The sequence below is a fragment of the Burkholderia sp. Nafp2/4-1b genome, assembly GCF_003635165.1.
In the GTDB taxonomy this organism is placed as follows: Bacteria; Pseudomonadota; Gammaproteobacteria; order Burkholderiales; family Burkholderiaceae; genus Burkholderia.
This window is the reverse complement of the sequence record NZ_ML058597.1, coordinates 1,189,343-1,212,114: the sequence shown is the minus strand read 5'-3', so window position 1 is coordinate 1,212,114 and position 22,772 is coordinate 1,189,343. Positions and strand designations below refer to the sequence as shown.

Here is a 22,772-nt window from a genome sequence, read left to right as displayed (position 1 = left end):
TCATCTCCCGACAAAATGAGGTGCGCGGCCTTCGACCGACGCGCGAAGCGCTTCCTGGCCGTCCTCGCTGTGACCGCACGCGACGCCGGCCGCCAGCTCGCCGCGCAGTTGCTCCGCGAGCGTCTGCGTGAGCGATTGCGCGAGCAGTGCCTTGGTATGGCCGAACGCGACGCTCGGCCCCTGCGCGAGCCGTGCGGCGAACGCCGCGACGTGCTCGGCGAATGCATCGGCGTCGACGACTTCGGACACGAGCCCGGCCGCGAGCGCGTCCTGCGCGTTCCAGCGTTCGTTGAGGAAGATGAAGCGGCGTGCGACGTCGGGGCGCGCGATGCGCGGCAGGAACCAGCTTCCGCCCATGTCGGGGCTGTAGCCCATGCCCGTATACCCGCAGCGCAGCGTCGCCACCGTGCTCGCGATGCGGAAGTCGCACGCGAAACCGATGTCGGTGCCCGCGCCGACCGTCGAGCCGTTCAGCGCGGCAATCGTCGGGCGCGGAAACGCGGCCAGCACCTGCACGAAGCGGTGCGCACGCTCGGTCCAGCCGTAGGTGTCGAGTTCGCCGTTGCGCTCGGCCTCGGCCCATTCGTCGACGTCCGCGCCGGCACAGAACGCGCTGCCGCTGCCGGTCAGCACGACGCAGCGCACGGCCGAATCGTTCGCGAGTGCTTCGAGCGTCTCGCGAAGAAAGTCGAGATGCGGCCGCGCGAGCGAATTGCGTTTCGCCGGGCGGTTCAGGCGAAGGGTCACGACGCCGTCGTGCCGTTCGATTCGGATGTCGTCGATGCTCATGCTGATCACTGTCTCCTGGTTGTTGTGTGTCGGTGTGTGTCAGAGCCGGCAAGGGTCGCCGCTACTTGCGGACCGCATTTCGGCATAGTATAAGTTATGTTAAATGAACGTTCAACCCAATTGTGAGTCGACCAGGAGACACACGATGAGCGCGGTGATGGAGACGTCGGCAGGTGTGGAGGACGGCAGGACCGCAGCGCATGCGGCACGCGCGGCATCGGAGGGGCGCGTCGCGAGCGGCGCCGGCCTGCAGATCGATCGCGTGTCGAAGCGCTACGGCAGCGTGCACGCGCTGCGGGAAACGACGCTCGACGTTCCGCGCGGCGAATTCCTGACGATCCTCGGGCCGTCGGGTTCGGGCAAGACGACGCTGCTGACGATCGTCGCGGGCTTCGAGCATCCGAGCAGCGGCGACCTGCGCGTCGGCGGCCGCAGCATCGTCGCGTTGCCGCCGGAGAAGCGCAACTTCGGGATGGTGTTCCAGGGCTATGCGCTGTTTCCGCACATGACGGTCGAGCAGAACGTCGCGTATCCGCTGATGGTGCGCAAGCAGAAGGGCCCCGACGCGGTGAAGCGCGTGAAGGCCGCGCTCGATCTCGTGCGGCTCGGTCATCTCGCCGATCGCCTGCCGCGCCAGTTGTCGGGCGGCCAGCAGCAGCGCGTCGCGATTGCTCGCGCGCTGGTGTTCGATCCCGATCTCGTGCTGCTCGACGAACCGCTCGGCGCGCTCGACCGCAAGCTGCGCGGCGAGGTGCAGGTCGAGTTGAAGGCGCTGCACGAACGGCTCGGCGCGACCTTCCTGTTCGTCACGCACGACCAGGAGGAAGCGCTGTCGATGTCGGACCGGATCGCGATCATGCGCGACGGCCGGCTCGAGCAGATCGGCACGCCGGACGGGCTGTACGAACAGCCGGCCAACCGCTTCGTCGCGGACTTCCTCGGCAAGAGCAATTTCATCGAAGGCGTCGCGCTCGGCGGCGATGCGGCGGCCACGCACTATCGCGTCGGCGATGCGCGCTTCGTTGCACCCGCATGCGGTGTGCGTCCCGACGAACCGTTGCTGTTCGCGCTGCGCCCGGAGAAGGTCGCCGTGTCGGCGACGTCGTGCGATGGTGCGCACAACGAAGTGGCGGGACGCATTCGTCACTGGAGCTATTTCGGCTCGTCGTACCGCTTCGAGATCGACACGGCGGCGCTCGGCTGCATGACGGCCGACGTGCCCGCGTGGCGCGGGCTGGCGTCGCCGCGCACCGGCATGGACGTGTTCGTGCAGTGGGAGCGCGACGCGACCTGCCGGATCGCGGCCGACTGACGCGGCGAGCGTTGCATTGCATGCATTGCGCGCGGCGCGGCGCCCGCCGTCGTCGTCGCCGATTCCCCGACGCCCGAAAACGACGAGACGCGTGCGGGCGCTGACCAGCCTGGAGGAGACACCATGACGAACCGCTATCTGCAGGACCTGCTCGACCAAGCACGCGATCTTCAGCCCGCGACGTCGCGGCGCCGCCGCGATTTTCTGCGGCTGTGCGCGGCCGCCGGCATCGCGCCGACGCTGCTGTCGCTCGGCGCGACGGACGCGCGGGCGTCGAACCCGAAGGAAATCGTGCTCAGCGCGTGGGGCGGCGAAGCGCGCTCGGCGTTCCGCTCGGCCTACATGGACCCGTTCACGAAGGCGAGCGGGATCCGGATGGGCTACGACTCGTCGCCGGAGGACGGCAAGATCAAGGCGATGGTCGAGAACCGGAACGTGATCTGGGACGTGATGGACCTCGACGGCTTCGCGGCGATCAAGCTCGGCAAGCAGGGCTTCCTGCGGCCGATCGATTATTCGGTCGTGGGCCGCAATACGCTGCCGGGGCTCGCATCGGACTTCGGCGTGCCGTCGTATCTGCTGAGCTACGTGCTCGTCTACGACGCGCGCAAGTTCGGCGCGAATCCGCCGAAGAACTGGGCCGATTTCTGGAACGTCGGCAAGTTTCCGGGCAAGCGCGGGCTGTGGAAGTGGATGGGCGGCGCGCTCGAAGCCGCGCTGATGGCCGACGGAGTCGACAAGGACAAGGTCTATCCGATCGACGTGCCGCGCGCGCTGAAGAAACTGAAGGAACTGCGCTCGAACGTGCTGTTGTGGGATTCGGGCGCGGACAGCCTGCAACTGCTGCGCAACGGCGAAGTCAGCATGGCATGCATCTGGCACACGCGCGCGAACGTGATCCAGCGCGAGAGCAACGGCCGGTTCCGCTATACGTGGGAGCAAGGGCTCGCGTCGTGCGACGTGTGGGGCGTGCCGAAGAACAACCCGTCGGGCGATGCTGTGTGGCAGTTCATCAAGTTCGTGCAGGGTGTCGAGCCGCAGGTGCGCCTGTTGTCGCTGCTCGGTAACGGGCCGGTGACGCCGGCCGCGACCGCCGCGGTGCCGCAGGCGCTGCGCGCCGACAATCCGGGCACGCCCGAGAACTGGGCGAAGCAGTGCAAGGTGAATCCCGAGTGGTGGGCGCAGCACTACGAAGCGACGCTCGCGCAGTACACCGACCTGATGTCGTCCTGAGCCGCCGCTTCGTGAGCGTGACGCCATGAATACCTTGTCTACTCCCGTCGCGCGCGCCGTCCCGCTCGGCCGCGCGAAAGCCGATCGCTATTGGCTGCTCGTCGTGCCGCTGCTCGCGGTGCTGATCGTGCTGTACGTGTATCCGCTCGTGCGCGTGCTGTGGCTCGGCTTCACCGTGCCCGAGCCGGGCCTGCAGAACTACGCGCGGCTGCTCGACAACCACGGCGTGCACCGCGTGCTGTGGACCACGCTGCGCGTGTGCGCGGTCACGACCGTGTGCTCGGTCGCGCTCGGCTATGCGATTGCGTATGCGATGGCGCACGTCGGCGCGCGTCAGCGGATGGCGCTGCTGTTCGGCTTGCTCGTGCCGTTCTGGGCGTCGGTGCTGGTGCGTGCGTTCTCGTGGCTGTTCCTGCTCGGCGAACAGGGGCTCGTCAACACGCTGCTGCTGCGCATCGGGCTGATCGACGCGCCGCTGCCGCTGATGCGCAACGAGGTCGGCGTCGTGATCGGGATGATCCACTTCATGATTCCGTACGCGGTGTTGCCGCTGTACGCGAACATGAAGGGCATCGACCCGCAGCTCGCGCGCGCGTCGCAGGGGCTCGGCGCCGGTGCGTTCGTCACGTTCCGCAAGGTGTATTTCCCGCAGACACGGCCGGGCATCGTCGGCGCGGCGATCCTCGTGTTCATCTTCTCGCTCGGCTTCTACGTGACGCCGGTGATCCTCGGCGGCGGCCGCACGGTGATGATCGCCGAATACATCAGCACGCAGATCCTGCAGCTCGTGAACTGGGGCAGCGGCGCGGCGCTCGCGTCGCTGCTGCTGGCGTCGATCCTGGCCGCGCTCGCGCTGCTCGCGCGTTTCATCGACCTGCGCGAGCTGTTCGGCGCGCGCTGACCCGACCGGAGGACGTTCCGATGACAACCCGAATGACCGCAGGGCGTGCGCTGGTGGTGGGCATCGCGTGGGCCGCGATCCTGTTCCTGATGCTGCCGCTGCTCGTGTCGGTGCCGGTGTCGTTGACGCCGAGCGACTACCTGTCGATGCCGGACGGCGCGCTGTCGCTGCGGCACTACCGCGTGCTGTTCGACGACGACGGCTGGGTGGCGAGCTTCCTGCAGAGCGCGCTGATCGCGCTGGTGTCGTCGGCGATCTCGGTCACGCTCGGCACGCTGTGCGCGATCGGGCTGTGGAAGGTCGCGTCGCGGCGCGGCGAGTTCGTGCGCGGCGTGATCCTGTTCCCGCTGATCGTGCCGCCGATCGTGTCGGCGCTCGCGTTCTACCGGCTGTGGGGTGAACTCGGGATGCTCGACAGCTACCCGGCCGCGATCCTGTCGCACGTCGTGCTGTCGGTGCCTTACGTGGTGGTCGCGGTTTCCGCATCGCTCGCGACCGTCGGGCTGCGCATCGAGCAGGCATCGCGCAGCCTCGGCGCGAACGTCGCGCAAACGCTGCGCTACGTGATCCTGCCTTCGATCAAGCCGGGCGTGCTGTCGGCCGCGGTGTTCGCGTTCATCCTGTCGTGGGACGAACTCGTCGTCACGCTGTTCATCTCGAGCCGCAACGTATACACGCTGCCGCGCCGCATGTGGGACGGGATGCGCGAGAACGTCGATCCTGCGATCGCGTCGGTGTCCACGCTGCTGCTCGTCGCGACCTGCGTCGCGATCGGCCTGTCGCTGCTGCGCAAGCGCGCGGCCGGCGCCGTCTGAATTCAACCCTTCAACGTTACGTTGCGGAGAAAACGCGCACCATGAAAGTCCTGATCGTTCACGCCCATCCCGAACCGCAGTCGTTCACGACGTCGATGCTGCACCGCGCGGTGAGCACGCTCGAAGCGCAGGGCCACACCGTGACGGTGTCCGACCTGTACGCGATGCAGTGGAATCCGGTCGCGAGCGCGGCCGATTTCGGCGTGCGCAAGAACCCGGACTATCTCGTCTACGCGCTCGAGCAACGCGAGAACGTCGCCGCGCACGCGATCGCGCCGGACATCGCCGCGGAGCTCGACAAGCTCGCCGCGTGCGACTTGCTAATCCTCAGCTTCCCGCTGTTCTGGTGTTCGGTGCCGGCGATCATGAAAGGCTGGATCGACCGCGTGCTCGTGTCGGGCAAGGTGTACGGCGGCGTGCGTTTCTACGATCGTGGCGGGATGCGCGGCAAGCGCGCGTTGCTCGCCTACACGTGCGGCGGCCGCGACTACATGTTCGGTGCGGACGGCGTGCACGGCGAGATGGACCTGATGCTGCGCCACGTGCTGCGCGGGACGCTCGGTTACGCGGGCTTCGACGTGCTGCCGTCGTTCGTCGGCTATCACGTGCCGTACATCGGCGACGCGGAGCGCGCGGCCGTGCTCGAGCGCTACGACGACTATCTGACGCACCTCGACCGGCTCGAACCGATGGCGTTTCCGTCGCTCGACGATTTCGACGGCGACATGCGGCCGCGCGAGCGTGCGCCGCAGGAAGCCGCGCAGGACTGAGCGCGACACGGCCCGCGCTGCCGCCGCGCTTTTCCAACCCCGGACCGCATGTGAGTTCGAGCCATGACCCTGACGTCGAGCGACGTGCTGCTGTTCCTGACCGGCCTGCTGACGCTGTTCTGTCCGCCGGTCGCGATCCCGATGTATGCGGCCGTCACCGGGCATTTTCCCGACGTGACACAGCGGCAGATCGCGTTCAGGCTGTTCGCGTGGATCGCCGCGCTGATGGTCGGCGCGGTATGGGGCGGCCAGTTCCTGTTGCGCATGCTCGGCCTCACGCTCGGCGCGCTGACGCTGACGGGCGGCCTCGTGCTGTGCCTGTGGTCGATCCCGATGATGCGCGGCACGGCGAACGACGAACGCAGCGGCGGCGACACGCGGCTCGAGTATGCGCGATGGCGCAACTACATCGCGGTGCCGCTCATCTTCCCGCTGTCGATCGGCAGCGCGGTGATGTCGCTCGTGATCACGACCGCGACGCGCTTTCACACGCCGGCCGACCTGCTCGCGCTGAGCGCGGTCTGCGTGCTGCATGCGGGCGTGATCGGGTTCACGTATGCGTGCTCGGCGTCGTGGTGCCGCCGGCTCGGCGAGATCGGCAGGACGCTGGTCGAGCGGCTGTCGGGCATCGTGCTTACCGCGATCGCGTTCCAGATGCTCGCGCAGGGCGTGCGCGAATTGCTGCCGGGGCTTGCGCATTGACGGCCTCGCTGTCCGGCCCGTGATCCACCCAATTACCTAAGAATGGAAGCGACATGAAAACAGTAGGCATGTACCTGGTCGACCTGCTCGCGGCCTACGGCGTCGACACGGTGTTCGGCATTCCCGGCGTGCACACGATCGAGCTGTACCGTGGCCTCGCCGGCAGCACGCTGCGCCACGTGAGCGCGCGCCACGAGCAGGGCCTCGGCTTCATGGCGGACGGCTATGCGCGCGCAACCGGCAAGCCGGGCGTATGTTTCGTGATCACCGGCCCGGGGATGACGAACATCGCGACGTCGATGGCGCAGGCCTATGCGGATTCGATTCCGATGCTGGTGATTTCCAGCGTCAACGCGTCCGGCGACATCGGCTCGGGCAACGGCCATCTGCACGAATTGCCGGACCAGCACGCGTTCGCGGAGAACATCGCGGCGTTGAGCTACACGGTGCCGCGTGCGGACGCGCTGCCGCAGGCGATCGCGCGCGCGTTCGCGGTGTTCTCGGGCGGCCGGCCGCGTCCGGTGCACCTCCAGATCCCGCTCGACGTGCTCGCCGCGCCGGCCGACACGTTGCCGCCCGTGACGGCCGCACCGCCGCGCATCGCGCCTGGGCCCGCAGCGGCCGACGGCATCGCTGCGCTGCGTGCGAAGGCGGCGGCCGCGCGCGCGCCGCTGATCCTCGCCGGCGGCGGTGCGCTTCATGCGGCCGACGACGTGCGCTGGCTCGCGGAAACGCTCGACGCGCCGGTCGTGATGACGATCAACGGGCGCGGCGTGCTGCCGCCCGCGCACGCGCTCGGCGTGTCGTGGTCGGCGTCGTCCGACGCGGTGCGTGCGCTGATGCGCGACAGCGATCCGATCGTCGCGCTCGGCACCGAACTCGGGCCGACGGATTACGACCTGTATGCGACGCGCAGCTTCTCGATGCCCGCGTCGCTCGTGCGGATCGACATCGATCCGCAGCAGCTGTGCCGCAACGCGGTGCCCGCGCTGCCGCTGCTCGGCGACGTCGGCGAAACCCTGCGTGCGCTGCGGCGCGTATGGCCGGCCGATGCACCGGTGCGCAGCGACGGCGGCGGCGACGGCGCCGAGCGCGCGGCGATGTGCCGTGCGGCGGCGCGGCAGGAACTGAACGACGAGATGCTGCGCGATCTCGCGCTGCTCGACAGCGTGCGCGACGCGCTGCCCGACGCGGCGATCGTCGGCGACTCGACGCGCATCGTCTACGCGGGCAACGTCGGCTTCGCGGCAGCGCGCCCGCGCAGCTGGTTCAACGCGTCGGTCGGCTTCGGCTCGCTTGGCTACGGGTTGCCGGCCGCGGTCGGCGCGAGCCTCGGCGATGCGTCGCGGCCGGTGGTCTGCATCGCCGGCGACGGCGGCTTCCAGTACACGCTCGCCGAGCTCGGCACCGCGGTGCAGCACCGCGCGCGCGTGATCGTCGTGCTGCTGAACAACGGCGGTTACGGGGAAATCAAGCGCGCGATGGTCGACGGCGGCGTCGAGCCGGTCGGCGTGGACCTGCATACGCCCGATTTCGTCGCGATCGCGCGTGCGTATGGATGGGGCGCGCAGCGGGTCGAAGAGGGCGCATCGCTGGCCGGTGCACTCGGCGAAGCGGCCGCGCACGATGCGCCGTACCTGATCGAGATTCGGGCGGCCTGAAAACGAGAACGGCCTCGCGGTGCGAGGCCATGGCATCTGCCGCCGGACGTGCGCCGGCGGCCAGGTACATGATGCCCGTCAGGCGCGCTTGCGCGTGGTCTTCGTCGGTGGCAGGAACGAATCGACGACGCGCAGGCAGCTCGTCAGCGCGTCTTCCGCGGTGAACGACGTCGGGTCGCGCGCGAGTTCGAGCCAGAAGCCGTCGATCACGGCCGTGAGCGTCAGCGCCGCGAGATCGCTGTCGACGGTGCCCCCGCGCACCTCCGCGATCTGGTCGAACAGTTTCTTCAGCGCCTGCCGGTAGCCGGCATACAGCTCCTTGTGCGCCTTGCGGATCACCGGGTCGCTGTGCGCGACGCTCCAGAAGCCGAGCCACACCTTCACGTTCTTCGGCGCGAACACCGGCGCGGCGAAACACACCTTGATGATCGCGTCGAGCTTGTCCTCGGGGCCGGTCGCGTTCGCGGCGGCCGCGCGCGACACGTCGAGCAGGTCGGCCGCGAGCCGCTTGTAGGTCTGCGCCATCAGCTCGTCTTTCGACTGGAAGTGATGGTTGATCAGCCCGCGCGACACCTTCGCTTCCGCGCAGATGCGATCGATCGTGGTTTCCGAATAGCTGTAGCGCGCGATGCAGCGCATCGTTGCGTCGATGATCGATTGCTGCCGCACCGCGGGCGTTTCTCGGATGCCGCGGCTGCGGGTCTGGACCGGTGCGCTGCCAGGAGTTTTTTTCACGGAGTGGCCTTACGGAATCGTCATGGCACCGATTATAGGGGAGTGTCGGACGCTTGTTCAATTACAGCGCCGAAAGCCGCGCGGAACCCGCGAAAACCCTTGCTTCCGGAATATTGAAATCTGTTGAACCACTGTTCAACAGAGCCTATACTCGACTCCACATTAGGTTGGTCGGCCATTCAACAAGACGCCGCGATCCCACGCGGGACGGGCGTGAGAATTCGACACAGGAGACGGCATGCTGGCGCGGGTGGAGAGCGTGAAGACGGCGGTCGAGGAACGCGTGCAGGTGACGGACCTGCACAAGCGGTTCGGCGAGCTGGAGGTGTTGAAGGGCGTGTCGCTGAGCGCGCGCGAAGGCGAAGTGATCTCGCTGATCGGCGCGAGCGGCTCGGGCAAGAGCACGCTGCTTCGCTGCATCAACCTGCTGGAGACGCCGACCCGCGGGCGCATCGTCGTCGATGGCGAGGAGATCGGGCTGAAGCTCGACCGCAAGGGCCGCACCGTGCCGACCGATCCGCGCCAGGTCGAACGCGTGCGCACGCGGCTCGGCATGGTGTTCCAGAGCTTCAACCTGTGGGCGCACCGCACGGTGCTCGAAAACGTGATCGAGATGCCCGTGCACGTGCTGCGCGAGCCGCGCGCCGAAGCGATCGCGCGCGCCGAGCAGCTGCTCGAACGCGTCGGCCTCGCCGACAAGCGCAACGTCTATCCCGCATTCCTGTCCGGCGGCCAGCAGCAGCGCGTCGCGATTGCACGCGCACTCGCGATGCGGCCGAAGGTGATGCTGTTCGACGAGCCGACTTCCGCGCTCGATCCCGAGCGCGTCGGCGAAGTGCTGAAGGTGATCCGCGATCTCGCATGCGAAGGCCGCACGATGATCCTCGTCACGCACGAGATGGCGTTCGCGCGCGACGTGTCGAGCAAGGTGCTGTTCCTGCACGAGGGACGCGTCGAGGAGAGCGGCACGCCGGGCGAGATCTTCGATGCGCCGCAGAGCGATCGCTGCCGCCAGTTCGTCAACGCGCACCGGCAACGCCACTGAACCGCACGCGCGGCCCGCATGAGCCTGCGTGACAGGCCGCGCCGATCCCGTATCGATCCCGTTTCTTTCCAGCAAGGAGTCCGACCATGAAGCGCGTCGTTCGCAGTCTGCTGTGCCTGTTGAGTCTCGTTCTCGCGGCGCTTGCGCCGCTCGATTCCGCGCATGCGTCGTCGGGCGTGCTGCGCTTCGGCGTGGCCGCCGAGCCGTATCCGCCGTTCCTGATGAAGAGCCCGAGCGGACAGTGGAGCGGCTTCGAGGCCGACCTGATCCGCGCGGTGTGCGAGCAGATGAAGGCGAAGTGCGAGATCAAGGAAGTCGCGTGGGACGGCATCATCCCCGCGCTCCAGAGCGGCAAGATCGACGTGATCTTCAACTCGATGTCGATTACGCCGGAGCGCCAAAAGGTGATCGCGTTCTCGCGGCCGTACTACGAGACGCCGGGCACCTTCGTCGGCGCGAAGAACCAGAAGCTCGCGCTGACGCCGGACGGCCTCAAGGGCAAGGTGATCGGCGTGCAGGGTTCGACCGCGAACGCGGAGTTCATCAAGATGGCCTACGGCAAGACGGCGACGGTGCGCCTGTACAACACGCAGGACGACTGCAACTCGGACCTCGTCGCGGGCCGCATCGACACGATGTATCTCGACCAGCTCGGCATTCTCGATTTCCTGAAGTCGAAGGACGGGGCGGCATTCGAACTGAAGGGCCCCGGCAGCGTGAAGATGGATCCGGCGATCTTCGGCTACGGCGTGGGCGCGGGCATGCGCAAGGCCGATGCACCGCTCAAGCAGCAGATGGACCAGGCGCTCGAGCAGCTGCACGCATCGGGCAAGTACGCGCAGATCGCGAAGAAGTATTTCCCGATCGACCTCTGGCCGCACTGATCGCACGGCAAAGCGCACACGAGCGACACGCACGGACGAGGAGGCGGCATGGACGGTTGGGGATGGGTGAGGTACCTGGGCATGGACCCGGACGGCTGGGGTGTCGCGCTGTTGCAGGGCGCGGGCGTGACGCTCGAGATTTCGCTCGGCGCGTTCGTCGTCGGCATCGTGCTCGGGCTGCTCGGCGCGGCCGCGAAGCTGTCAGGCGTGCGCGCGTTCGAACGGCTCGCGCAGGGCTACACGACGCTGTGCCGCGCGGTGCCCGAACTGCTGCTGATCCTGCTGCTCTACTACGCGGGCACCGACGCGCTCAACCTGCTGATGACGGCGATCGGCGTCGGGCCGGTCGCGGTCAACGGCTTCGCGGCCGCGGTGATCGTGCTCGGCATCGTGCAGGGCGCGTATGCGGCCGAGATCATCCGCGGCGCGATCCTCGCGATCCCGTTCGGGCAGATCGAGGCCGCACGCGCGTTCGGTGCGCCGCCGGCGCTCGTATTCCGGCGCGTGACGCTGCCGGCGATGGCGCCGTATGCGCTGGCCGGCTTCACGAACCTGTGGCTGATCCTCGTGAAGGACAGCGCGCTGATCAGCGTGGTCGGCTACAGCGAGCTGCTCTATACCGCGAAGCAGGCGGCCGGCTCGACGCGCGAATACATGCACTACTACCTGATGGTGGCAGCCGTGTATTTCGCGATCACGTCGCTGTCCGGCATGCTGTTCCGCGAGATCGAGCGACGCTTCGGCCGCTGGATGCCGGCATCGTGAGCCGCCTCGTGCCTTTCCCCGCCTTTTCCGATCGAACCGGATCAACGTCATGGACCTGAGCGTACTGTCCTCCTATGGGTCGCTGCTGCTGCTCGGCGTGCTGACCACCGTCAAGCTGCTCGTCATCTCGGCCGTGTTCGGCTTCGGGCTCGCGATCGCCGTCGCGTTCGCGCGGCTGTCGGCCAATCCGCTCGTCGCGCGCGCGAGCAAGGCGTTCACCGAAGTGATCCGCGGCACGCCGCTGCTCGTGCAGATCTACCTGATCTACTATGGCGTCGGATCGCTGTTCGCCAGCTGGCCGGCGCTGCGCGACAGCGTGCTGTGGCCGTTCCTGCGCGACGGCTTCTGGTACGTCGCGTTCGCGCTCGTGATCAGCGTCGGCGCGTATGTCGGCGAGGTGCTGCGTGCGGGCCTGCGCGGCGTGCCGAAAGGCGAGATCGAGGCGGCACGCGCGATGGGGATGCGTCCGTCGATGATCGCGCGGCGCGTGTGGCTGCCGCGCGCGATCCAGATCCTGCTGCCGACGCTCGCGGGCGAGACGGTGATGCTGCTGAAATCGACCGCGCTCGCGTCGACGGTCGCGGTGATGGACGTGCTCGGCGCCGCGAACTACATCCGCGCGCAGACACTGCGAACCTACGAGCCGTTGCTGGCGATCGCGGCGATCTACGTCGCGCTCGCGTTCGTGATCGAACGCGCGTTCGGCCGGCTCGAGCGGCGTGTGCCGGTGCGCATGCCGCGTTGAACGAACCCTTGACGGCGCGGCGGCCGGGCGGGCGCCGCGCGACGGAGAACGCATGAACTATTCGAAGCTGGTCGATCGCCTGCAGGGCAAGCGCACGACCGCGTGGGACATTCATTACGCCGCGCAGGCCGCCGTCGCGGCGGGCGAGCCGGCGATCGTCCTGAGCGTCGGCGATCCGGACTTTTCGACCCCCGACGTGATCGTCGAACGCGCGGTGTCGGCGCTGCGCGGCGGCGACACGCACTACAGCGAAGTGCGCGGCCGAGCCGAACTGCGTGCGGCGATCGCGCGCGAGCATGCGAAGGCGTCCGGGCAGGCGGTCGGCGCGGAGCACGTGATCGTCACCGCAGGCGCGCAGAACGCGCTGTTCGCGATGGCAATGTGTCTGTGCGAGGCGGGCGACGAGGTGCTCGTGCCGGAGCCGATGTACCTCACGTACGAAGCGAGCGTGCGCGCGTCGGGCGCGACGCTCGTGCCGGTGCCGGTCGATGCGGCGCGCGGCTTTCATCTCGACGTCGACGCGCTCGAAGCGGCCGTGACGCCGCGCACGAAGGCGATTTTCTTCGCGACGCCGTGCAACCCGACCGGCGTCGTGATGCCGCGTGCCGATCTCGAACGGATGGCGCGGCTCGCGTGCGAGCGCGACCTGTGGGTCGTGTCCGACGAGGTCTATGCGGAACTGACGTTCGAGCGCGACATGGTCAGCATCGCGTCGCTGCCGGGGATGGCCGCGCGCACCGTGACGATCGGCAGCCTGTCGAAATCGCATGCGATGCCCGGCTGGCGGGTCGGCTGGGCGATCGGCCCGGCCGAACTGATCGAGCATGCGGAACGGCTCGCGCTGTGCATGCTGTACGGGCTGCCGGGCTTCATCCAGCAGGCGGCCGTCACCGCGCTCGACAACAAGGCCGCGATCGTCGCCGACATGCGCGAGCTGTACCGGCGCCGCCGCGACCTGGCCTACGCGCGGCTGCGCGACGTGCCGGGGCTGCGCTGCCTGCTGCCGGAAGCCGGGATGTTCATGATGGTCGACGTGCGCGGCACGGGGCTCGACGCGCACGCGTTCACGTGGGGGCTGTTCCGCGCAAAGCAGGTCGCGCTGCTCGATGCGAGCGCGTTCGGCGATACGGCGGCGGGTTTCGTGCGCTTCGGGTTCGTGGTCGACGATGCGAAGCTGGCCGACGCGTGCGAGCGCATCGCGGCCTTCGTCGCAAGCCTGGGCGCGGATGCGCGCACCGTGTCGTCGGCATCGTGATGCGCGCGCCGAACGGAAAGGAGCACGAAAGATGATCGAAACGCTGACATGGCAGGTGCCGGGCGACGGCGGACAGCCGCTCGCGATTCGCGCGTGGCGGCTGTCGGGCGGCGACGGCCCGCGCGTGCACCTGCAGGCCGGAGTGCATGCGGACGAAATCGCCGGCATGCTCGTGCTGCACCGGCTGCTGCCGCAGCTCTGCGCGGCCCATGATCGCGGCGTGCTGCGCGGCACGGTGACGGTCGTGCCGCAGGCGAACCCGCTCGGGCTCGCGCAGTTCCGGCAAGGGCGGCTGCTCGGCCGCTTCCACGATGCGACGCATCGCAACTTCAACCGGCACTTCCACGAATCGGCCGCCGCACGCCGGCCCGCGACGACGTTCGCCGCGTGGCAGCGCACGCTGTTCGACGCCGCGCGCGATGCCGATATCGTGCTCGACCTGCACACCGATTCCGACGCGCTGCCATACGTGTACCTGCATCGCGATCTGTGGCCGGCCGGCCGCGATCTCGCGGCGGCGCTCGGCGCGGACGTTGCCATCTTGTGGGACGAGGACGACGACGGCGCGTTCGAAGGCGCGATCGCCGCGCACTGGGCACGCAACGGCAGCCTGCGCGAGCGGCTCGTCGCGACCGTCGAGCTGCGCGGGCAGTCCGATGTGTCCGACGCGCTGGCCGAGCGCGATGCCGACGGCATGCTCGCGTTCCTGCGCGGCCGCGGCGTGATCGCGGAGCCGGCCGGTGCGCACGACTGGCATGGCGACGCCGTGCCGATCGCGCACATGGAGACGGTGCTCGCGCCGGTATCGGGCGTGCTCGTGTACGAACGCGAACTCGGCGCGACCGTCGACGCCGGCGAGCGCATCGCGCGGATCGTCGCGCATCCGGGCGTGCCGGGCAGCGAGCACGTGCTGGTCGCGCCGCAGGCCGGGCGCATCGTGACGCGCAACCGCGAGCGGCTGGTCGCGCAAGGCGACGTCGCGTTGAAGCTGACCGGGGCGCGGCCGTCGGCCGGATGGTCGGGCGGCGCGCTCGATCCGTGAGCGATGATGGCGCGGGCCGGAGACATGGCCCGCGCATGGTGTTCGCTTTCACGCTTGAATGGCTGTGTAAACGATTCAATTCATCACGATTCGAATCGCGGATAATGTGCAAACGTTTTACCGGTATTAGACCGGATTGAGCTGCCGGATAAGAAATGAAAAGAATGCATATCCGGATTCGTTTCCAGGAGGCCGTCCGGCGCCCGTGCCGAGCCTTGCGGGCCGACGGTTAACGGCCAATTCAAACGAAACTTTAGCGTTTCATCATCGCAATTGATCATTGCGATTTCCTCAATGACTGATTGATTTTCAGTCATCGGACCGTCATACACCATCCCCGATAATTCGGCGCTCATATTCTTTCAATATCAATAGGCCAAAAGGCGATCGAAGCCGGATCGCTGCGGGGAGCTGTACTCATGACCATCCGTCATCGCATTACGCTGCTAGTCGTCCTGACGTTTTTCGCGCTGTCCGCGATCGGCGTGTACGCCGTGTACCAGACGCGCAAGAGCGCGGCCGAGGTGCGTCAGGTTACCCAGGGAATCGTGCCGAGCGCGCTCGCGTCGGCGGATCTCGTCGCCGACGTGAAGAACATCCAGATCGCGACGATGACGCTGGTGTACGCGCCCGACGCGAACACCGCCGCGCAGGCGCGCGACGAGCTGAAGACGAAGCAGGCCGCGCTGCGCACGGCGCTCGACGCGCAGGCGAAATCGGCGGTCGGGCACGCGCAGCAAGGCCTCGTCGCTCAAGCGAAGGACAGCGCCGCGAATTACTTCGCGGCGATCGACGACACCGTGAAGATGAAGGCCGACGGCAAGCCCGAGATGGCGCAGGCGTACCTGTTCGCGAACGTCGCGCAGTATCGCGACGAGCTCGAGAGCATCGTCGACACGCTGCGGGTCGAGAAGAACCGCCAGAAGGACGACGCGATCCGCGCGCTGAACGGGATGCTGTCGACGACGGCCACCGCGATCGCGGGCGTCGCCGGCACGGTCGTCGTGTTGCTGACCGCGCTCGGCTTCGTGCTGTACCGCCAGATCACGCGTCCGCTGAGCCGGATGCAGACGATGATGAGCGAGATCGCGACGAGCCAGGACTTCACGCGCCGCGTGCCGGTGGGCCGGATGGACGAGATCGGTCATTCGATCGTCGCGTTCAACGGGATGATCGAGAAGATCCAGGAGAACGCCGCGCAGCTGAAGCAGAAGACGGCCGACATCCAGGCGATGCTGCAGAACATGCAGCAGGGCATTCTGACCGTCGTCGAAGGTGGCGTCGTGCATGCGGAATATTCGGCTTACCTCGAGACCATCTTCGAGACGGGCGACATCGCCGGGCGCGACCTGATGGCGCTCGTGTTCGACGATTCGAGCATCGGCTCGGACGCGCGCTCGCAGGTCGACGCGGCCGTGCATGCGTGCCTCGGCGAGGACAGCATGAACTTCGCATTCAACGAGCACCTGCTCGTCAACGAAGTCGCGAAGCGGATGCCGGACGGCCGCGAGAAATGGCTCGATCTGAGCTGGTCGGCGATCACCGACGAAGCCGACACGGTCGTGCGGCTGATGCTGTGCGTGCGCGACGTGACCGAGATTCGCGAGCTGACCGCGCAAGCCGGCGAGCAGCAGCGCCGCCTCGAGATGATCGGCGAGATCCTGTCGATCAGCCAGGACAAGTTCCACGACTTCGTGCACAGCGCGAAGGGCTTCCTCAGCGAGAACGAGCGGATGATCCGCCAGCACGAGCGCGCGGATCATTCGATCGTCGCCGCGCTGTTCCGCAACATGCACACGATCAAGGGCAATGCGCGCACGTACAGCTTGCAGCACCTGACCAACATCGTGCACGAAGCGGAGCAGGCGTACGAATCGCTGCGTCGCGCCGACGGCGGTCCCGAGTGGAACCGCGACGCGCTGATGGACGACCTGGCCCGCGTGCGCGAGGCGGTCGACCACTACGCGACGATCAACGCGGTCACGCTGGGCCGCAACGGTGAAGCGGTGCGGCAGGGCGGCACCGACTACCTGATGGTCGAGCGCGCGCATATCAGCGAGAGCCTGCGGATGCTCGACGGCGCCGATCCGGCGAACGCAGGCGACTGGCACGCGGCGCGCGATTCGGTGCGCCGCCTGCTGAGCCAGTTCGGCACGCAGGGCATCGGCGATGCGCTGGGCGCCGTGATCGAGTCGCTGCCGTCGCTCGCGGCCGAACTCGGCAAGCCGGCGCCCGTCGTGCATATCGACAGCCACGGCCATCGCGTGCGCAGCGAGATCGGCGCGACGCTCAAGAACGTGTTCATGCATCTGCTGCGCAACGCGGTCGACCACGGGATCGAAACGTCGGAAGAGCGTCGCGCGGCCGGCAAGGCGCCGGCCGGGAAGATCGACATCGCGGTCGACGTCGAGGACGACACGCTGCGCTTCGTGCTCGGCGACGACGGCCGCGGCCTCGCGCTCGACCGGATCCGCAGGATCGCGCGCGAGCGCGGCTGGATCGACGCCGGCAACGAAGCCGCGCTGACGGACGAAGCGGTGGCCGAACTGATCTTCCGCCCGGGCTTCTCGACCGCACGCGCGGTGACCGAAGTATCGGGCCGTGGCGTCGGGATGGACGCGGTGCGCAATTTCCTGAAGCGCGACGGCGGCGACATCGCGCTGCGCTTCACCGACGATCGTATCGGCTCGCCGTATCGCGCCTTCGAGACGATCGTGTCGCTGCCGGCGCATTTCGCGGCGGACGGCGGCGCGGTGCACGGAGTCGGGCAGGCGGCACGCGCCGGCACCGAGAACGCGGACGCAACGGAGTGATCGTGCAAGCGTGGATGATCCCGATCGGTGCCGCGCTGGCAGGCGGCCTGGTGGTCGCGGCGATCGCCGCGATCGTGTGCCGCATCGCGCGCGCGCGGCTCGCCGCCGCGATGACGCGCGAGGCGGATGCGTTGCGCGCGGCGCTCGGCGTGGCTGAAGCGCGTGCCGACGAAGCCGTCGCCGCGCACGCGGAAGCCGCGCAGGCATGGGCGCACCGCGAAGCCGAGCTCGAGGAAACACTGGCGCGCGAGGCGGCCGGCACCGGCGAGCAGCGCGACGCGCTGCAGGCGCTCGCGGCCGAGCGCGCGGCGCTGTCGCAGCATGCGACGAAACTCGCCGACGAAGCCGCGCGGCTGCGCGGGCTCGCCGGCACGTTCGAGCGCTGGCACGAGCAGATGATCTCGCTGACCACGCAGAACCAGGACATGCGCACGAAGAACCAGGAGCTGTCGGCAATCGTCGCGCACGTGTCGATCGTGTCGCTGAATGCGTCGATCGAGGCCGCGCGCGCCGGCAACGCGGGGCGCGGCTTCTCGATCGTCGCGAGCGAGGTGCGCGGGCTCGCCGCGCGCTCGCAGCAACTGTCGAACAGCTATCGCGACAGCCTGAACCGCAACGATCTCGTGACGGCCGCGACGTTCCAGGACATCCAGGCCGGCGGCAAGATGATCACGGCCGCGCTCGCGACGCTCGAGACGCTGGCCGGGCAACTGCACGCGCGGCTCGAAGGAGCGGCGGCGTGATCAGTGCGCAGGCTCGGGCCGGTTTCGAGCGGATCTTCTTCGACGCTGCGCGCACGCGGCTCGCCTCCGGCGGCGCATGCGAGATCCGGCCGGCCGCGGGCGATGCGCAAGACACGGCGCACGATCCGTCCCGTGCGAAGCCGCGCGCGACGCCGAAGGTCGCCGAGCACGTCGCGGTCCTGACGATCTCGGCGCTGCATTTCCGGCTGCTGCTCGCGCTGCGCTTTCGCGACGACGAACCGACGCGCCGCCATTTCGGCACGGCACCCGGCGCGAGCGCGCAGCGGCCGCTGCCCGAAGCGTTCATGGAAGTCGCGAACCTGTGCTGCGGCGCGATCAACCAGGCGCTGATCGCACCGTTCCCCGATCTCGGGATGTCGACGCCTTACCTGCTGAGCGGCGCGAGCATCGACTACCTGCCGGCGCTGAACCCCGCTCACGTGGCAGCGTACGAGGTGACGCTCGACGGCGACGTGCGGATCGGCGCGACGCTGTGCGTCTGCGCGAACGCGCCGGTCGATTTCCACGCGCCGGAAACGGCGAGCGTGGACACCGGCGGCGAGCTCGAACTGTTTTGACCGATTGCGAGGAATGCCCGAGATGACCGTAGACCAACCCGTCAGCAAGGTGCTCGTGCTCGACGACAGCCGTGCGCATGCGGCGACGATCAAGCGCTTCTGCGACGAGCACAATCTCGTCGGCCTGACCGTGCGGCGCAACCGGCTGCTGAAGGTGCTGCGCTCGAACATCGATCTCGGTGCGATCCTGCTGGCCGAGGACTACGGCGGCTCGCCCGCCGAGAGCGCGATCATCGCGACGCAGATCGATGCGCTGCGGCCCGAGTTGCCGATCATCCTGCGCCGCGTGTCGAATGAAGGGCACGCGTCGCGCGACGGACTGCCCGATGCGCTCGCGCGGGTCGCATGCGCGGCCTATGTCGCCGACGATCTGACGCCGCTCAAGCGCGCGATCGACGAATACCTGTTCGGCCGCGACTACCCGAACGCGCTCGTGCGCGGCATCGCCGAGATCACCGAGGCACGGCTCGACAGCCTGTTCCCCGGCATGACGATCGAGCACGACACGCCGTGCATCGTGCGCGACCAGATCATCTTCGGCGAGGTGTTCAGCCTGATCGCGCTGGAAAGCGCGTGGTGCCGCGGCTACATGCTGCTGCAGACGAGCGAGCAGCCGCTGCTCGACATGATCGGCGGCACGCGCGACGACGGCCGCGCGGCCGATTTCCGCGACGTGAACAGCGTGCTCGGCGAATTGACCAACCTGGTCTGGGGCGCGTTCAAGAACCGCTATCTCGGCGACGCGGAGGCGCTCGCGCGGCATCCGGTGCAGGTGCCGCTCGTCGTCAACCACAAGCAGAAGTTCATTTCGTTCGGCGGCGACTGTCCGCAGCTCTGCTTCAAGTACCGGATGACCGACCCGGCGTCGGGGCGGTCGGTGCAGCTCGATCAGCGTTTCGTGTTCAGCCTGAGCTGGTCGCCGGAGGATTTCCGCGAATTGGTTCATGACGTCGGGCCGATGGTCGAATCGGGCGAACTCGAACTGTTTTGAATGGAATATCGACTGTTGAAGTCGGCAATGACGAAAGAGGAAGAAGGCATGGCAAAGATTCTGGTGGTCGACGATTCGGGCACGGTGCGCGACGAAGTCGCGGGTTTTCTGCGCAATCACGGGCTCGACGTCGCGACGGCGGTGGATGGCAAGGACGGGCTCGCGAAGCTCAAGGCAACGCCCGGCGTGCGCCTCGTGATCAGCGACGTCAACATGCCGAACATGGACGGCCTGACGATGGTCGAGAAGATCCGCGGCGAGCTCGCGAATACGTCGGTCAACGTCGTGATGCTGACGACCGAAAGCAGCCCGGCGATGAAGGAGCGCGGCAAGGCGGCCGGCGTGAAGGGCTGGATCGTGAAGCCGTTCAAGGGCGACGCGGTGCTCGACGCGCTGAAGAAGCTCGCGGGCTGACGGCGGACGCGGCCGGGCGTCGCGCCGGGATTTCCCCGTGCACGGGCTTCCATCGCATGCCGTCCGATCGGCCCCCGCTGGACGTCACACCCAATGTGGAGGACGATTCGTGATCATGTCGATCGCGAATCCGGCCGCATGTCGCCCGTGCCGCCTGTTCGCGCCCGATCGAACCCCGTCGAGCGGAGCATCATGGAATCCAGTCACGAGACACCCGAACCAATCCTGTTGCGCGAAGACCGCGACGGCGTCGTCACGCTGCGGCTGAACCGGCCGCAACAGTTCAATGCACTGTCCGAGGCGATGCTGGCGAGCCTGCAGGACGCATTCGAATCGCTGGCCGCCGATCCGCACGTGCGCTGCGTCGTGCTGGCCGCGCAAGGCAAGGCGTTCTGCGCGGGCCACGACCTGCGGCAGATGCGCGGCAAGCCCGAACTCGATTACTACCGCGCGCTGTTCGCGCATTGCAGTCGCGTGATGCTCGCCATGCGTGCGTTGCCGGTGCCGGTGATCGCGCGGGTGCAGGGAATCGCGACCGCGGCCGGCTGCCAGCTCGTCGCCGCGTGCGACCTGGCGATCGCGGCCGACACCGCGCGCTTCGCGGTTTCCGGTATCAACGTCGGGCTGTTCTGCTCGACACCTGCTGTTGCTTTGAGCCGCAACGTATCGGCGAAGCGCGCGTTCGACATGCTCGTCACCGGGCGTTTCGTCGATGCGGCGACGGCGGCTGCGTGGGGCCTCGTCAACGAAGCGGTGCCCGAGGATGCGCTCGATGCGGCCGTCGCGCGCAAGGTCGCGGAGATCGTCGCGAAGAGCCCCGCGGCGGTGCGCTACGGCAAGCAGATGTTCTACCGGCAGCGCGAGTTGCCGCTAGACGACGCCTACGCGTTCGCGAGCGACGTGATGGCGCGCAACATGATGGAAGAGGATGCCGGCGAGGGGATCGACGCGTTCCTGGAGAAACGCAAGCCGACGTGGCGTTCGTAAGGCGTCGCGCACGCAGCGGCAGGGCGGTAGCGCGTTTCCGTGAGCAGGGCTTGCGTGGCGCACACGCGGGCACGTCGGGCAAACGCCACGAAAACGAACGGGCCGCTCGACGCGACCCGCAGGCGGACGCTTGAAGATCCGGATGCGTCACGACGCACAAGCGTGCCGCCGCCACTGCATCCACGACCGTCGTTATCGCCCGTAGCTGCCCGTGCGCACCGCCGGCTCGACCGTCGACGCGCCCGGCGGCACGATCACGACCGGCACGCGGCGCGCGAGCGCGCACATCAGCTCGTAGCCGATCGTGCCGCTGGCTTCCGCGACGTCGTCCACCTTCACCTGGTCGCCCCACAGCTCGACGCTCGAGCCGATGCCCGCGTTCGGGCACGGCGTCAGGTCGACGGTCAGCATGTCCATCGACACGCGGCCGACCACACGCGTGATCACGCCCTCCACCGCGATCGGCGTGCCGGTCGGCGCGTGGCGCGGATAGCCGTCCGCGTAGCCGCACGCGACGACGCCGATCCGCATCGGCCGGTCGGCGGTGAAGCGGCGGCCATATCCGACCGTTTCATCCGGCGCGAGCGTCTGTACGCCGATGATCTTGCTGGTCAGCGTCATCGCGGCCGTAAGCGGCGTGTCGGCGATGTGCCGCGCCGCGCCCGTCGGCGACGCGCCGTACAGGATCGTGCCCGGGCGCACCCAGTCGCGGTGCGCGCGCGGATGCCACAGCACGGCCGCCGAATTCGACGTCGAGCGCTCGCCAGGAATCCCCGCCGTGGCCGCATCGAACTGCTCGAGCTGCCAGTCGACTTCCCCTTCGTCGGCGTTCGCGAAATGCATCATCAGTGTGATCTTGCCGATCGACGGCGCGGCCGCCGCGCGTTCCCACGCGGCGCGAAACGCGTGCGGCCGGTAGCCGAGCCGGTTCATCCCGGAGTTCATCTTCAGCTGGATGTCGATCGGCTGCCGCGGCTTCGCGGCGATCAGCAGGTCGAGCTGCTCGTCGCAGTGCACGGCCACCGTCAGCCGGTGGCGATCGGCGAGTTCGACGTCGGCCGGCTCGAAGATCCCTTCGAGCAGCAGCACCGGCTTGTCCCAGCCGAGCTCGCGCACGCGCACGGCTTCGTCGAGATCGAGCAGCGCGATGCCGTCGGCGGCCGCGAGGCCCGGATAAATGCGCTCGATGCCGTGGCCGTATGCGTTGGCCTTGATCACGGCCCAGACACGCGATTGCGCGGCCGTGCGGCGGATGAAGTCGAGGTTGTGGCGGATGGCGTCGGGACGGATATGGGCGACGATAGGACGGGGCATGGGCGGGCTCGGGTCGAAAGTCGTTCGGTGCGCGCTGCGATGCGGCGCGGATCAGCAAGGCTGGCGCGGTAACGCACCGAGCCAGTGTTGAACGCTATCTTATTGGTGTTCGACCAGTTTTAATTAACGTATTTGTCCGTGATTTGGTGGAATTTTTTGCGGAGGATCCATGCCGTCACGGCCTTTGGCAGCGTGGAATGCCGAGTCTCCCGTCTAGAAAACCGGTGCGCGAACCGGGCAGCCGATGCTAAGCTCTGCGCGACCATGTCATTGAGCAA

Annotated in this window: 23 protein-coding genes; 19 read left to right on the top strand and 4 right to left on the bottom strand. The window is 68.0% G+C overall.

The genetic code is table 11. The features are described from left to right. Positions 1-789: an enoyl-CoA hydratase-related protein gene (locus C7H84_RS05505; RefSeq protein WP_121857776.1), complete on the bottom strand. Its 789-nt coding sequence runs from the start codon at positions 787-789 to the stop codon at positions 1-3. 145 nt (positions 790-934) lie between these two features. Here C7H84_RS05505 and C7H84_RS05500 point away from each other — a divergent pair, with 145 nt between their 5' ends. The 7 genes from C7H84_RS05500 (at position 935) to C7H84_RS05470 (ending at position 8,183) form a co-directional block, all read left to right on the top strand. Then, positions 935-2,101 carry an ABC transporter ATP-binding protein gene (locus C7H84_RS05500; RefSeq protein WP_121857775.1) on the top strand — a complete coding sequence of 389 codons (1,167 nt, stop codon included), beginning with the start codon at positions 935-937 and terminating at the stop codon, positions 2,099-2,101. A gap of 123 nt (positions 2,102-2,224) precedes the next feature. Next, the gene (locus C7H84_RS05495) at positions 2,225-3,334 is read left to right on the top strand and encodes an ABC transporter substrate-binding protein (RefSeq protein WP_121857774.1); all 1,110 of its coding nucleotides are present in this window, start codon (positions 2,225-2,227) and stop codon (positions 3,332-3,334) included. A 25-nt stretch (positions 3,335-3,359) separates the two neighbouring features. Next, positions 3,360-4,235, top strand: a complete 876-nt coding sequence (locus C7H84_RS05490) for an ABC transporter permease (protein WP_121857773.1) — start codon at positions 3,360-3,362, stop codon at positions 4,233-4,235. Between the two features lie 20 nt (positions 4,236-4,255). Further along, positions 4,256-5,050 (top strand): ABC transporter permease, encoded by a 795-nt coding sequence (locus C7H84_RS05485; protein ID WP_121857772.1) that lies wholly within the window; start codon positions 4,256-4,258, stop codon positions 5,048-5,050. 41 nt (positions 5,051-5,091) lie between these two features. After that, a complete protein-coding gene (locus C7H84_RS05480) occupies positions 5,092-5,820 on the top strand; it encodes an NAD(P)H-dependent oxidoreductase (protein WP_121857771.1) in 729 nt (242 codons plus the stop codon). A gap of 63 nt (positions 5,821-5,883) precedes the next feature. Continuing rightward, the gene (locus C7H84_RS05475; RefSeq protein WP_121857770.1) at positions 5,884-6,522 is read left to right on the top strand and encodes a MarC family protein; all 639 of its coding nucleotides are present in this window, start codon (positions 5,884-5,886) and stop codon (positions 6,520-6,522) included. 53 nt (positions 6,523-6,575) lie between these two features. Beyond that, a complete protein-coding gene (locus C7H84_RS05470) occupies positions 6,576-8,183 on the top strand; it encodes a 5-guanidino-2-oxopentanoate decarboxylase (RefSeq protein WP_121857769.1) in 1,608 nt (535 codons plus the stop codon). 78 nt (positions 8,184-8,261) lie between these two features. Here the strand turns inward: C7H84_RS05470 and C7H84_RS05465 are convergent, their stop codons facing one another. Continuing rightward, the gene (locus tag C7H84_RS05465; RefSeq protein WP_240461966.1) at positions 8,262-8,918 is read right to left on the bottom strand and encodes a TetR family transcriptional regulator C-terminal domain-containing protein; all 657 of its coding nucleotides are present in this window, start codon (positions 8,916-8,918) and stop codon (positions 8,262-8,264) included. 238 nt (positions 8,919-9,156) lie between these two features. Between C7H84_RS05465 and C7H84_RS05460 the strand changes: the two genes are divergently transcribed. The 6 genes from C7H84_RS05460 (at position 9,157) to C7H84_RS05435 (ending at position 14,654) form a co-directional block, all read left to right on the top strand. Then, positions 9,157-9,963, top strand: coding sequence for an ATP-binding cassette domain-containing protein (locus tag C7H84_RS05460; RefSeq protein ID WP_121857768.1), 807 nt, complete (start codon positions 9,157-9,159; stop codon positions 9,961-9,963). Positions 9,964-10,049: 86 nt separating this feature from the next. Then, positions 10,050-10,847 carry a transporter substrate-binding domain-containing protein gene (locus tag C7H84_RS05455; protein ID WP_121857767.1) on the top strand — a complete coding sequence of 266 codons (798 nt, stop codon included), beginning with the start codon at positions 10,050-10,052 and terminating at the stop codon, positions 10,845-10,847. A gap of 48 nt (positions 10,848-10,895) precedes the next feature. Then, positions 10,896-11,612 carry an ABC transporter permease subunit gene (locus tag C7H84_RS05450; RefSeq protein WP_121857766.1) on the top strand — a complete coding sequence of 239 codons (717 nt, stop codon included), beginning with the start codon at positions 10,896-10,898 and terminating at the stop codon, positions 11,610-11,612. Between the two features lie 49 nt (positions 11,613-11,661). Beyond that, positions 11,662-12,357 carry an ABC transporter permease subunit gene (locus C7H84_RS05445; RefSeq protein ID WP_121857765.1) on the top strand — a complete coding sequence of 232 codons (696 nt, stop codon included), beginning with the start codon at positions 11,662-11,664 and terminating at the stop codon, positions 12,355-12,357. Between the two features lie 52 nt (positions 12,358-12,409). Next, positions 12,410-13,612, top strand: a complete 1,203-nt coding sequence (locus tag C7H84_RS05440) for an aminotransferase class I/II-fold pyridoxal phosphate-dependent enzyme (protein WP_121857764.1) — start codon at positions 12,410-12,412, stop codon at positions 13,610-13,612. Between the two features lie 31 nt (positions 13,613-13,643). Next, positions 13,644-14,654: a succinylglutamate desuccinylase/aspartoacylase family protein gene (locus tag C7H84_RS05435; RefSeq protein ID WP_121857763.1), complete on the top strand. Its 1,011-nt coding sequence runs from the start codon at positions 13,644-13,646 to the stop codon at positions 14,652-14,654. 83 nt (positions 14,655-14,737) lie between these two features. Here C7H84_RS05435 and C7H84_RS36235 read toward each other — a convergent pair whose 3' ends face one another. Further along, the gene (locus C7H84_RS36235) at positions 14,738-15,010 is read right to left on the bottom strand and encodes a hypothetical protein (RefSeq protein WP_162999210.1); all 273 of its coding nucleotides are present in this window, start codon (positions 15,008-15,010) and stop codon (positions 14,738-14,740) included. Positions 15,011-15,073: 63 nt separating this feature from the next. Between C7H84_RS36235 and C7H84_RS05430 the strand changes: the two genes are divergently transcribed. The 6 genes from C7H84_RS05430 to C7H84_RS05405 all read left to right on the top strand — a co-directional run bounded on the left by C7H84_RS05430 (position 15,074) and on the right by C7H84_RS05405 (position 21,180). Further along, positions 15,074-17,467: an MCP four helix bundle domain-containing protein gene (locus tag C7H84_RS05430; protein WP_121857762.1), complete on the top strand. Its 2,394-nt coding sequence runs from the start codon at positions 15,074-15,076 to the stop codon at positions 17,465-17,467. 2 nt (positions 17,468-17,469) lie between these two features. After that, a complete protein-coding gene (locus tag C7H84_RS05425) occupies positions 17,470-18,210 on the top strand; it encodes a methyl-accepting chemotaxis protein (protein WP_121857931.1) in 741 nt (246 codons plus the stop codon). After that, positions 18,207-18,788 (top strand): hypothetical protein, encoded by a 582-nt coding sequence (locus tag C7H84_RS05420; RefSeq protein WP_121857761.1) that lies wholly within the window; start codon positions 18,207-18,209, stop codon positions 18,786-18,788. Before C7H84_RS05425 ends, C7H84_RS05420 begins: the two co-directional genes overlap by 4 nt. A gap of 22 nt (positions 18,789-18,810) precedes the next feature. Further along, positions 18,811-19,779 carry a chemotaxis protein CheX gene (locus C7H84_RS05415; protein WP_121857930.1) on the top strand — a complete coding sequence of 323 codons (969 nt, stop codon included), beginning with the start codon at positions 18,811-18,813 and terminating at the stop codon, positions 19,777-19,779. Positions 19,780-19,827: 48 nt separating this feature from the next. Next, complete coding sequence (locus C7H84_RS05410) at positions 19,828-20,193, top strand: response regulator (RefSeq protein ID WP_006765703.1); 366 nt, start codon at positions 19,828-19,830, stop codon at positions 20,191-20,193. A gap of 192 nt (positions 20,194-20,385) precedes the next feature. Further along, positions 20,386-21,180, top strand: coding sequence for an enoyl-CoA hydratase (locus C7H84_RS05405; protein WP_121857760.1), 795 nt, complete (start codon positions 20,386-20,388; stop codon positions 21,178-21,180). Positions 21,181-21,372: 192 nt separating this feature from the next. Here the strand turns inward: C7H84_RS05405 and alr are convergent, their stop codons facing one another. Beyond that, positions 21,373-22,494 (bottom strand): alanine racemase, encoded by a 1,122-nt coding sequence (gene alr / locus C7H84_RS05400; RefSeq protein WP_121857759.1) that lies wholly within the window; start codon positions 22,492-22,494, stop codon positions 21,373-21,375. Positions 22,495-22,772 lie beyond the last annotated feature (278 nt).

Bases quoted from the DNA above. Each gene is read 5' to 3' on its own strand.
- C7H84_RS05505 (WP_121857776.1), bottom strand. From the start codon at position 789: ATGAGCATCGACGACATCCGAATCGAACGGCACGACGGCGTCGTGACC.
- C7H84_RS05500 (WP_121857775.1), top strand. From the start codon at position 935: ATGAGCGCGGTGATGGAGACGTCGGCAGGTGTGGAGGACGGCAGGACC.
- C7H84_RS05495 (WP_121857774.1), top strand. From the start codon at position 2,225: ATGACGAACCGCTATCTGCAGGACCTGCTCGACCAAGCACGCGATCTT.
- C7H84_RS05490 (WP_121857773.1), top strand. From the start codon at position 3,360: ATGAATACCTTGTCTACTCCCGTCGCGCGCGCCGTCCCGCTCGGCCGC.
- C7H84_RS05485 (WP_121857772.1), top strand. From the start codon at position 4,256: ATGACAACCCGAATGACCGCAGGGCGTGCGCTGGTGGTGGGCATCGCG.
- C7H84_RS05480 (WP_121857771.1), top strand. From the start codon at position 5,092: ATGAAAGTCCTGATCGTTCACGCCCATCCCGAACCGCAGTCGTTCACG.
- C7H84_RS05475 (WP_121857770.1), top strand. From the start codon at position 5,884: ATGACCCTGACGTCGAGCGACGTGCTGCTGTTCCTGACCGGCCTGCTG.
- C7H84_RS05470 (WP_121857769.1), top strand. From the start codon at position 6,576: ATGAAAACAGTAGGCATGTACCTGGTCGACCTGCTCGCGGCCTACGGC.
- C7H84_RS05460 (WP_121857768.1), top strand. From the start codon at position 9,157: ATGCTGGCGCGGGTGGAGAGCGTGAAGACGGCGGTCGAGGAACGCGTG.
- C7H84_RS05455 (WP_121857767.1), top strand. From the start codon at position 10,050: ATGAAGCGCGTCGTTCGCAGTCTGCTGTGCCTGTTGAGTCTCGTTCTC.
- C7H84_RS05450 (WP_121857766.1), top strand. From the start codon at position 10,896: ATGGACGGTTGGGGATGGGTGAGGTACCTGGGCATGGACCCGGACGGC.
- C7H84_RS05445 (WP_121857765.1), top strand. From the start codon at position 11,662: ATGGACCTGAGCGTACTGTCCTCCTATGGGTCGCTGCTGCTGCTCGGC.
- C7H84_RS05440 (WP_121857764.1), top strand. From the start codon at position 12,410: ATGAACTATTCGAAGCTGGTCGATCGCCTGCAGGGCAAGCGCACGACC.
- C7H84_RS05435 (WP_121857763.1), top strand. From the start codon at position 13,644: ATGATCGAAACGCTGACATGGCAGGTGCCGGGCGACGGCGGACAGCCG.
- C7H84_RS36235 (WP_162999210.1), bottom strand. From the start codon at position 15,010: ATGAGCGCCGAATTATCGGGGATGGTGTATGACGGTCCGATGACTGAA.
- C7H84_RS05430 (WP_121857762.1), top strand. From the start codon at position 15,074: ATGACCATCCGTCATCGCATTACGCTGCTAGTCGTCCTGACGTTTTTC.
- C7H84_RS05415 (WP_121857930.1), top strand. From the start codon at position 18,811: ATGACCGTAGACCAACCCGTCAGCAAGGTGCTCGTGCTCGACGACAGC.
- C7H84_RS05410 (WP_006765703.1), top strand. From the start codon at position 19,828: ATGGCAAAGATTCTGGTGGTCGACGATTCGGGCACGGTGCGCGACGAA.
- C7H84_RS05405 (WP_121857760.1), top strand. From the start codon at position 20,386: ATGGAATCCAGTCACGAGACACCCGAACCAATCCTGTTGCGCGAAGAC.
- alr (WP_121857759.1), bottom strand. From the start codon at position 22,494: ATGCCCCGTCCTATCGTCGCCCATATCCGTCCCGACGCCATCCGCCAC.